This is a genomic window from Cellulomonas sp. A375-1 (assembly GCF_001040865.1).
Lineage (GTDB): Bacteria > Actinomycetota > Actinomycetes > Actinomycetales > Cellulomonadaceae > Cellulomonas > Cellulomonas gelida.
On record NZ_LFKW01000075.1, the window covers coordinates 3251 to 11646 of the forward strand.

The following is an 8396-nucleotide window of genomic DNA, read 5'->3' on the forward strand; positions in this document are numbered from 1 at the left end:
CCGACGACGCTGCTCGACCTGCGCTGGCGCGCCGTGGTCGACGACCTGCTCGCGAGCCTGTCGCAGCAGGTCGTCGTCGTGACGCACGACCTCGACGCCGCGCGCCGGGCCGACCGCGTGCTCGTCGTCGACGACGGGTCGGTCGTCCACGACGGCGCGCCGGAGCCGACCGTCGCCGCGTACGAGGCCCTCATGCGGACGGCCGCCCGACGATGAGCACAGACCCGACCGCCGCTGCGCCAGGCGGTTCCGCCGCTGCGCCGATGGGTCCCGTGCCGGTCGGTCCCGCGCTGCCCGGTACCCCGCTGCGTCCGGCGTGGTCCGGCCCGCTCGGCCTGCACCAGCCGGGCACGTCGCCCCTGCACCGCGCGCCGGCGGCCGCGAAGCTCCTCGCCCTGGCCGCCGCGGGCACCGCCGTCGTGCTCGTGCGCGGTCCGCTCAGCGCGGCCGTGGCGCTCGGCGTGGCGGTCACGGCGCACCTCGTCGCCGGCCTGCAGTGGCACCGCACCCGGCGCGGGCTCGTCGGCTTCGCGATCGTCGCGCTCGTCGTCGGCGTGTACCAGACCTGGGCACGCGGGTGGCAGGTCGGCTTCGAGACCGCGGCCGACCTGCTCGCCCTCGTCCTGCTGGCGACGGTCGTCACCGCGACCACGCGCGCCGACGACCTGCTCGACACCCTGCGCCGCGCCGCCCGACCGCTGCGCCACGTGGGGCTGTCCCCGGAGACGGTCGCGCTCGCGGTGAGCCTCATGCTGCGCTCCGTACCCGTGCTCGTGCAGGCCACCCTCGAGTCACGAGACGCTGCGCGCGCCCGCGGCCTGGACCGCTCACCGCGCGCGCTCGTCGTCCCGGCAGCCGTCCGCATGGTCGGTCACGCGCGGGCGACGGGCGAGGCTCTCGCCGCCCGCGGGCTGGGTGAGGACGACCTCTCCGCTGGACGCGCGCGGGGCGGCGACGAGGACTAACGTCCTGGTCGTGACGTTCCAGGAGGGTGGCAGCTTCGGCGGCGGGCGCGTGCAGTCGCGGCGCTCGGGCGCGGGCAGGGGCATGGCGATCGGCGGCGGCGTCGGCGGCCTCGGGCTCCTGGTGATCCTGGCGATCACGCTGCTGTCCGGCGGCAACGTCGACCCCGGGGCGCTGCTCGGCGGCGGCGGCGAGCCCGGGAACGACTCGACCATCGGCGCGTGCACGGCCGAGCAGGCGAACACCGACCGCGCCTGCCGACTGTCGGCGACGCTCGACTCGCTCGACACCTACTGGTCCTCGACGATGTCCGACGCGAGCGCCACCATCCCCGAGGCCGTGGAGTTCACCTCGGCGGTCTCGACGGCATGCGGTCAGGCGTCGTCGGCCTCGGGCCCGTTCTACTGCCCCGGCGACCAGACCATCTACCTCGACCTCGGCTTCTTCGACGAGCTGACCAGCCGGTTCGGCGCCGAGGGCGGGCCGCTCGCGGAGATGTACGTCTACGCGCACGAGTACGGCCACCACATCCAGAACGTCACCGGGGTGTTCGGCCAGGCCGACCGCGGTGGCTCGGGTGCCGAGTCGGACTCGGTGCGCGTCGAGCTGCAGGCGGACTGCTACGCGGGCATGTGGGCCGGCAACGCGGCGACGACGAAGGACCCCGACACGGGCGTGACCTACCTCGAGCCCATCTCGGCCGCCGAGCTCGCGCAGGCGCTCGACGCGGCCGCGGCCGTCGGCGACGACCACATCCAGGAGCAGTCCGGCACGAACGTCAACCCGGACTCCTGGACGCACGGGTCGAGCGAGCAGCGGCAGCGGTGGTTCACGACCGGCTACGAGCAGCGCGACCTCGCGGCGTGCGACACGTTCGCCGCTCGCACCCTCTGACGTCCGGCAGACTCGCCCCATGAGCACCGACGAGAGCGCTGCCCGCGTCGCGGTCTACATCGACTTCGACAACATCGTGATCTCCCGCTACGACCAGGTCCACCGGCGCGGCGCCTTCCAGTCCGACGACGCGCGCAAGTACCGCCTCGACGCCGACGGCGACGTCCCGACGAAGCTGCGCACCGCACGCGTCGACGTCGACGCGATCATCGACTACGCGTCGTCGTTCGGCCGGGTCGTCGTGAGCCGCGCGTACGCGGACTGGTCCCAGCCGGTCAACGCCGGCTACCACCAGCAGCTCATCGACCGGGCCGTCGACCTCACCCAGCTGTTCCCCGTGGGCCCGCGCATGAAGAACGGCGCGGACATCCGCCTCGCCGTCGACGTCATCGAGGACCTGTTCCGGCTCGTGGACGTGACGCACGTCGTGATCGTCGCCGGCGACTCGGACTACATCGCGCTCGCGCAGCGTGCCAAGCGCCTGGGCCGCACCGTGATCGGCGTCGGCGTCGCGGGCTCGACGAGCCGCTCGCTCATGTCCGCGTGCGACGAGTTCGCCGACTACGACGCCCTGCTCGACACGAGCACCACCCCCGAGGACGACGACGCGGACGACGCGCCCCCCGTGGCGCCCGCGACCACCGACGACGCGCCGGAACGCGCGGGTTCGGCAGCCGGGCAGGTCACCGCCAATGACGCTCCGGCTCCCGCCGGGGACCGCGCCGCTCAGCGGCGCGCCACCCAGCTCCTCATGCGGGCCATGCGCCTCATCCACGCCAAGAAGGACGACGAGCCGTGGCTGTCGTACGGCGAGGTCAAGAACCAGATGATGCGCCTCGACCCGGCGTTCGTCGAGCGGCCGTTGGGCTACTCGTCGTTCAGCGACTTCGTCGCGTCGCGCGCGAGCATCGTCGAGATCTCCAAGGAGTCGGCCAAGCACCAGCCCCGCGTCCGCCTGCGCCCCAGCTACCGCTGACGGCGGTGTGACTCCCTGGGTGGACCACACCGCCGTCAAGGCGGCAGCCCTAGGCGCGAACCCGTCCGTCGACCGAGGCGAACCGTGCGCGGACGAGACGCCCTGCCGCTGCGCCCACCGTGCGCGGTGCACGACCGACCGTCGCCAGCGCCTGCACGACCTCGCGGCCCGCGCGGTCCAGCTCCGCACGTGCCCGCGCCCGCCGCGCGCGCGCCTGCTCCGCACGGAGGACCCGCGCGAGCTCGTGGACGTCCGCCAGGACGGCGCTGCGCGCCGCATGGTCCTCGGGCGCGAGGACGCGCAGCCACTCGGCGAACCGCGCGACCCGCGCCCCGGCGTCGCGCGGGACGAGGTCGAACCGCTCGACGTCCTCGTACGCGATGGCCGGGACGAACCCGCCCGTGCCCGGACCCAGGTCGACCACCGGCACACCGAGCATCACCGCACGCGCGAACACAGGGGCCAACCGCTCCTCGCGCGCGACGCGAGCGGCGCGGATCGACGCCCATGCGGCGTCGCCGGGATCCGACGCACCGCCTGCCCGCAGCGGACCGGGGCCCGGCCGACCTGCCCGCGACCGCCCGGTCCCCGCACGGCGCGACACCTCGGACTCCAGCCACGTGCAGTCGTCGCACAGCGTCTTGGTGACCTTGAGGAGCGACTGGCCCCAGTCACCGACCAGGCACGCAGTGCACAGCTCCCCGGTGGTGATGAGGCCGACCCGGTTCCGGGCCGCGTCGGCCACCTTCGCGGGGTCGGGGCGCAGCTCGACGAGACCGTCGGCACGCAGGAACTTCTCACTCATGGGTGTACTCCCCTTCGCACTTCCCGACGGCGGTCGCCGTCGGGCCGGTCTTCCTCCGGGGGCACCGTGCGCGAGTGTGCGCGGTTGCCGGACCAGCACGCGGAGGGCGTATCGCTGGTCGCTCTTGACCTGGGGAGACGCTAACGCGGTGCGCGACGCACCAGCAAGGTGCGACGCCGCACGTCACACGAACGCAGGCGACGCGACTAGACCACCGCCGCGACGTGCTGGTCCTGCCGCGCGAGCAAGCGGGCGAACGGGCCGCCGGCTCGCGCGAGCTCGTCGGGCGAGCCCTCCTCGACGACGCGACCGCGGTCGAGCGCACCGCCTGATCGCCCTGTCGGGGCGCTCCAGCGCCGAACGTCGCGCAGGCGTTGCGTCTCGCCGTCTCTCGGTCTAGCCTGTTTCTCGTTATGGGAAACAGCACAAGTCGAGAAACGCAGGTGGTCGTTGACGCTCTGGCGAGCGTCAACGCGCTGCTTCCTGCGCCCTGGGCACTCACCGCGCGGACCGACGCCGAGACGGTCGACCAGCGCTTCGACGCGGTCGTCGACCTCACCGGACCCGTCGGCGCTTCCGCTCGACTGGTCGTCGAGGCCAAGCGCTCCGCGTCGGTCTCGTCCGCAGCGATCGTGTCCACCCTGCGCGACATCGGACGAGCCGCGGCCCTGCCCGTGCTCTACGCATCGCCATACATCGGTCCGGCACTACGCAAGGCGCTCGCTGCCGAAGGATTCAGCTATGCCGACGCGACCGGGTGGGTTCGGCTCGCCCTCGACGATCCCCCGGTCGTGGTGACCGGCCAGGGCGCCGCCAAGGCTCCCAAGGATCGGGCGAGCAGCGCCGTCACCCGCCTGAACGGCGTAGCGGCGAGCCGCTCGATCCGTGCACTGGCGTCGACAGACGCGCCGGTCGGCGTCCGCGAGCTCGCGGCCGCTGCCGGAGTCTCCCCGGGCTCGGTCTCGAAGCTGCTGGCCACCCTGGTGGCCGAGGGGATCGTCGAACGCGACGAGGCGGGCAAGATCACCTCGGTTCGTCGCCGGGACCTGATCCGGCGCTGGACCCACGACTACTCCTTCCCCTCCACCAACCCCGTCGTGGCGTACTTCATCGCGCCCCGCGGACTGCCCCGCGCCATCGATCGGCTCGTCGACGTCGCGCCCGTCATGCTCACCGGCTCGGCGGCTGCTCGCACGCTGCTGCCCGACGGTGCCACGCCGGTCGCGCCGATGAGGCTGCTCGCCCTGTACGCCACCGATCCTCGAGACCTCGCGCGCAGCCTCGGTCTGATCGACGCCGACCCCACGACGGCCAATGTCGTCATCGCCGCGCCGGCCGACCAGCGCATCCTGCCCGACGACGGCGTGGCCGTTGCGCCGGCGCCTCTCGTCGTCGCCGACCTGCTCACCCTGCCCGGGCGTGCCGACGCCGAGGCAGAGCAGCTCATGGACAGCCTGGAGGCAACCGACCCGGCATGGAAGGACGACGATGGCTCTCGATCCTGAGTACGTGGCAGCCCGTCGCGTCCTGATGGACGCCCTCGACGCCCTCGAGGGACACCGGGACAACCTCGTCCTGGTCGGTGCGCAGGCCGTGTACCACCACACTGGCGACGCCGAGCTGAACGTCCCGGTCATGACCACCGATGCCGACCTCGCCATCGACACCGCCGGCCTTGCCGACGCCCCCGAGATCGGTGAGACCTTGCGAGCGGCCGGGTTCACTCCGGGACCGAACCCCGGCCACTGGGTCGCCCTGAGCGCCGTCGCGGTCGACATCATGGTCGCGCCCCACCAGTCCGGCAGGACCCGACCCTCGGCGCGTGCGGCACATCTCGTACCGCACGACGAGCTCACCGCCCGCATCGCCCACGGACTGGAGCCCGCGCTCGTCGACAACGTCGCCGTCAGGATCGACTCGCTCGACCCGGCAGACGCCCGCACCTTCGACCTGCGAGTGGCGGGCCCCGCAGCGCTTCTGACCGCCAAGGCAATCAAGATCGGTGAACGGCTCGACCAGGCAGCGGCCCGGCCCGACCGGCTCAAGCAGAAGGACGCGCTGGACGCGTTCCGGCTACTGCAGGCCGTTGAGACCGCCGATCTGGTGCGGGGCTTCAGGGCGCACGTGCTCGAGCCGCACGCCGCGACCGCTTCCCGCACGGCGCTCGCGTTCTACCAGGCGCACGCCTCCACACCCACAGGGCTCCTCCCGGAGCTCGCGACCGCGGCCGCGCTCGATGACCCGTCCGTCGCTCCCGCGTTCACGTCGCTCGTGACCGACCTCCTCGAGTCGATGGGAGGGTCGGTGCTCGTCTGACGGACACGCAACTGATCGCGTCGCGCACGAGCATCGTCAAGGTCGTCAGGAGTCGACCAAGCACCTGCGGGGCGTCCGCCTGCTCGCACACGCCCATCACACCGCCGACTCACGACTGACCTCTGCGATGCTCGGGCGGGCGCGAGCAGGGGTGGTGGCCGAAGGCCGCTGGGGACAACAGAAGGCGGTGGACGAATCGTTCGTCGTCCACCGCCTCCGTGGTGTTGCCTCAGATGTTGAAGCCCAGCGCTCGCATCTGCTCGCGACCGTCGGACGTGATCTTCTCGGGGCCCCACGGCGGCATCCAGACCCAGTTGATCCGGAAGCCGTCGACGATCCCGTCGAGCGCCTGCGCCGACTGGTCCTCGATGACGTCCGTCAGCGGGCACGCCGCCGACGTGAGCGTCATGTCGATCACCGCGGTGTTCTGCTCGAGCGAGACGCCGTACACGAGTCCCAGGTCGACGACGTTGATGCCGAGCTCGGGGTCGATGACGTCACGCATGGCCTCCTCGACGTCGGCGACCGTCGTGGGCGACGGGCTCGACGGCGTCGTGGCCGGCGGTGTGGTGGGGGTGCTCATGCGTCCTCCCTCTCGGTGCGGGTCGCACCGGTCTTGATGAGCGCGTCGTTCAACGCGACCCAGCCGAGCAGGGCGCACTTGACGCGCGCCGAGAACTTGCCGACGCCCGTGAAGGCCGCCGCGTCGCCGAGGGCCTCCTCGGCGTCCTCGTCGTCCAGGCCCTGGCCCTTGGACTGCATGAGGTCGCGGAACGAGCCCGCGAGCCGGTCGACCGTCGTCAGCGGCTGGTCCACGACGAGGTCGTGCAGCACGGAGACCGATGCCTGCGAGATCGAGCAGCCCTGGCCGTCCCAGCGCACGCCCCGCACGACGCCGGCGTCGTCGACGTCGACCTGCAGCGTGACCTCGTCGCCGCACGTCGGGTTCACCTGGTGCGACTGCGCGGTGTGCGCGCCCGTCACCGCGTCCCCGAGGCCCCGGCCGTGCGGGTACTTGGCGTGGTCCAGGATCACCTGCTGGTACAGCTGCTCCATCGAGCTGCTCATGCGACTCCTTCGCGGTCGTCCGTCAACCCGAAGAACGTCCGGACCCCTGCCAGTGCTTCCCGGAACACCGCGATCTCCTCGTCAGTCGTGTACACGGCGGCCGAGGCGCGCGCGGTCGCCGCGACGCCGAACCGACGGTGCAGCGGCTGCGCGCAGTGGTGACCGACGCGCACCGCGACGCCCGCGTCGTCGAGCACCTGGCCGACGTCGTGCGCGTGCACGCCGTCGACGACGAACGAGACGGTCGCGAGGCGGTCGCGGGTGTCGGTCGGGCCGATCACGCGCACGCCCGGGACGGACGCGACCGCGTCGAGCAGCAGACGGGCGAGGTGGGCCTCGTGCGCCGCGACCGCGTCCATGCCGAGGTCCGCCAGGTACGTCGCGGCCGCGCCCATCGCCACGGCCTGCGAGACCATCTGGGTGCCCGCCTCGAACCGCTGCGGGGGCGGCGCGTACGTCGTCTCCGTCATGGTGACGACCTCGACCATCGACCCGCCGGTCGTGACGGGCGGCATCGCCTCGAGCAGCTCGCGCCGCCCGTACAGCGCGCCGACGCCCGTCGGGGCGAACATCTTGTGGCCGGAGAACGCCGCGAAGTCCACTCCGAGCGCGTGCAGGTCCACCGGCAGGTGCGGCACGGACTGGCACGCGTCGAGCACCGTGAGCGCACCGACCTCGCGTGCACGCGCGACGAACGCGTCGACGTCCGTGATCGCACCGGTCACGTTGGACGCGTGCGTGAACGCCAGGACGCGCGTGCGGTCCGTGACGACGGTCGCGAGCTCGTCGGTCCGCAGGCGTCCGTCGTCGGCCACGCCGATCCAGCGCAGCGTCGCGCCCGTGCGCGCCGCGAGCTCCTGCCACGGCACGAGGTTCGCGTGGTGCTCGACCTCGGTCACGACGATCTCGTCGCCCGGGCCCAGCGCGAGGCGGCTCGCCGCCGCTCCCCCGCGCCCGAGGCTCGCGTTCGACATCGCGTACGCGACGAGGTTGATCCCCGCGGTCGCGTTCGTCGTCCAGACGATCTCGCCCGCCGAGGCGCCGACGAACGACGCGACCCGCGCCCGCGCGTCCTCGAACGCCTCGGTGGCCTCCTCGGCGAGCTGGTGCGCGCCCCGGTGCACCGCGGCGTTGCGCTGCAGGTAGAAGTCCTGCTCGGCGTCGAGGACCACGTCGGGCTTCTGCGACGTGGCTCCCGAGTCGAGGTACACGAGCGGCTTGCCGCCGCGCAGCGTGCGCTCGAGCAGCGGGAAGTCGGCCCGCACGGCCGCCAGCTCGGCGGCCTCCAGGGTGGTGCTCACGGCGTTCCCCTCGATTCCTCGACGGCTGCGCGTGGGCGAGAGCCGTGGCTCTCGCCCACGCGGGGGGAGGGGG

At 72.9% G+C, this 8396-nt stretch carries 9 protein-coding genes, 1 pseudogene and 1 riboswitch; of the genes and pseudogenes, 6 read left to right on the forward strand and 4 right to left on the reverse strand.

Translation table 11 applies throughout. The features are described from left to right. The 4 genes and pseudogenes from CWIS_RS19325 to CWIS_RS08280 form a co-directional block, all read left to right on the forward strand. Positions 1 to 216 (forward strand): annotated as a pseudogene (locus CWIS_RS19325) (ABC transporter ATP-binding protein); the annotation flags it as partial. A 47-nt stretch (positions 217 to 263) separates the two neighbouring features. Continuing rightward, the gene (locus CWIS_RS08270) at positions 264 to 965 is read left to right on the forward strand and encodes an energy-coupling factor transporter transmembrane component T (RefSeq protein WP_053071632.1); all 702 of its coding nucleotides are present in this window, start codon (positions 264 to 266) and stop codon (positions 963 to 965) included. A 10-nt stretch (positions 966 to 975) separates the two neighbouring features. Next, a complete protein-coding gene (locus CWIS_RS08275) occupies positions 976 to 1857 on the forward strand; it encodes a neutral zinc metallopeptidase (RefSeq protein ID WP_048342794.1) in 882 nt (293 codons plus the stop codon). Between the two features lie 19 nt (positions 1858 to 1876). Then, the gene (locus CWIS_RS08280; protein ID WP_048342795.1) at positions 1877 to 2833 is read left to right on the forward strand and encodes an NYN domain-containing protein; all 957 of its coding nucleotides are present in this window, start codon (positions 1877 to 1879) and stop codon (positions 2831 to 2833) included. 49 nt (positions 2834 to 2882) lie between these two features. Here the strand turns inward: CWIS_RS08280 and CWIS_RS08285 are convergent, their stop codons facing one another. Further along, a complete protein-coding gene (locus tag CWIS_RS08285) occupies positions 2883 to 3638 on the reverse strand; it encodes a hypothetical protein (protein ID WP_048342796.1) in 756 nt (251 codons plus the stop codon). An 11-nt stretch (positions 3639 to 3649) separates the two neighbouring features. Continuing rightward, a riboswitch (SAM riboswitch) is annotated at positions 3650 to 3768 on the reverse strand. A gap of 283 nt (positions 3769 to 4051) precedes the next feature. On the opposite strand from CWIS_RS08285, the gene CWIS_RS08290 reads away from it, so the two are divergent. Beyond that, positions 4052 to 5143 carry a helix-turn-helix domain-containing protein gene (locus CWIS_RS08290; RefSeq protein WP_048342797.1) on the forward strand — a complete coding sequence of 364 codons (1092 nt, stop codon included), beginning with the start codon at positions 4052 to 4054 and terminating at the stop codon, positions 5141 to 5143. Then, complete coding sequence (locus CWIS_RS08295; RefSeq protein ID WP_048342798.1) at positions 5127 to 5954, forward strand: hypothetical protein; 828 nt, start codon at positions 5127 to 5129, stop codon at positions 5952 to 5954. The genes CWIS_RS08290 and CWIS_RS08295 overlap by 17 nt, the downstream gene beginning before the upstream one ends. 229 nt (positions 5955 to 6183) lie before the next feature. On the opposite strand, the gene CWIS_RS08300 is transcribed toward CWIS_RS08295, so the two are convergent. Genes CWIS_RS08300 through CWIS_RS08310 form a run of 3 tightly spaced genes read right to left on the reverse strand, consistent with a single transcriptional unit; the run spans position 6184 to position 8323 of the window. Next, positions 6184 to 6537, reverse strand: coding sequence for a metal-sulfur cluster assembly factor (locus tag CWIS_RS08300; protein ID WP_048342799.1), 354 nt, complete (start codon positions 6535 to 6537; stop codon positions 6184 to 6186). Next, positions 6534 to 7022, reverse strand: a complete 489-nt coding sequence (gene sufU / locus CWIS_RS08305) for a Fe-S cluster assembly sulfur transfer protein SufU (protein ID WP_048342800.1) — start codon at positions 7020 to 7022, stop codon at positions 6534 to 6536. Before sufU ends, CWIS_RS08300 begins: the two co-directional genes overlap by 4 nt. Next, positions 7019 to 8323: a SufS family cysteine desulfurase gene (locus CWIS_RS08310; RefSeq protein WP_048342801.1), complete on the reverse strand. Its 1305-nt coding sequence runs from the start codon at positions 8321 to 8323 to the stop codon at positions 7019 to 7021. Before CWIS_RS08310 ends, sufU begins: the two co-directional genes overlap by 4 nt. Between the last annotated feature and the right edge of the window lie 73 nt (positions 8324 to 8396).